The sequence below is a fragment of the Streptomyces muensis genome, from assembly GCF_021474425.1.
Taxonomy (GTDB): Bacteria; Actinomycetota; Actinomycetes; order Streptomycetales; family Streptomycetaceae; genus Streptomyces; species Streptomyces muensis.
The window spans coordinates 1-984 of record NZ_JAKEIP010000598.1 but is presented as its reverse complement, the minus strand read 5'-3'; the positions used below and the strand labels follow the sequence as shown (position 1 = coordinate 984).

General features: G+C 73.3%; 1 protein-coding gene. It reads left to right on the top strand.

Annotation, left to right across the window (positions count from 1 at the left end):
- Positions 1 to 45: 45 nt before the first annotated feature.
- On the top strand, positions 46 to 942 hold the full coding sequence (locus L0P92_RS44630) for a GNAT family N-acetyltransferase (protein ID WP_234768839.1): 897 nt from the start codon (positions 46 to 48) through the stop codon (positions 940 to 942).
- The last annotated feature ends 42 nt before the right edge of the window (positions 943 to 984 follow it).

Sequence of the window (984 nt, the reverse complement as noted above, 5' to 3'; positions counted from 1 at the left end):
ACCGCACACCCCAACCCCGCCCGCCGCATCGGCAATGCTGAGGACATGCACCCAGACGACTGGCACCTCGCCGAAGACGTGGACGACTTCCTCGCCCGAGCCGGAGGCTTTCTGCGGTCGCGGCCCGGGATGCATGTCATGCCGTTGACGTGGGCCGAGAGAGTGCGGACGCGTGGGGCGGAGGCGTTCGGGTGCGGGACGCCCGTCTACGGCGTGCTGGAGCGGGCGGGTGAGGTGCGTGCCGCCTTCTACCGCCTCCCGCCGCGCGCCCTGTGCCCCACCCCGCTCACATCCGAGCAGGCCGACGCGCTCGCCGCTCACCTCTTCGCGCTCGGGCACACCCTCCCCGCCGTCAGCGCTGACCACAGCACCGCCACCGCCTTCGCCGAGGCCTGGCAGCGGCGTACCGGCCTCACGCCGAAACTCCGTGACACCCAGGTCCGGCTGTACCGCCTCGACACGCTCACCCCGCCGGATCCGATGCCGGCGGGCCGGGCGCGGGTCCTCGGTGAGGAGGACCTCGATCAAGTCATGTTCTGGTGCGGCGAGTTCGCCAAGGCCGTCGGAGAGGACGTCACCATCGACGCCGATTCCTGGGCCGGCACGCGTTACGCCGACAAGCGCTACACCCTCTGGGAGACCCCGGACGGCACCCCCGTCTCCATCGCCGGCATGAACCCGCTGATCGGCGGCCAGATCCAGGTGGACATCGTCTACACCCCGGCCCACCTGCGCGGTCGCGGCTACGCGGCTGCCGTGACGACCGAGGTCAGCCGGGCCGCGCTGGCCGCCGGCGCCAAGGAGGTCGTCCTCTTCGCGGACCTGGCCAACCCCACCAGCAACGCCCTCTACCAGCGCCTCGGCTATCGCACGCTCACCGACTGGGCGGCGCGGGGTACGAGCAGGGGGGTGGGGCCCCGGGCGCGCGGCGGGAGGCGGTAGAAGGCGGCACGCACCGCACCCGCCCGCGCCCGCCCCGGGCGC

Coding starts and splice junctions, on each gene's coding strand:
- L0P92_RS44630 (WP_234768839.1), top strand. CDS start 46: ATGCACCCAGACGACTGGCACCTCGCCGAAGACGTGGACGACTTCCTC.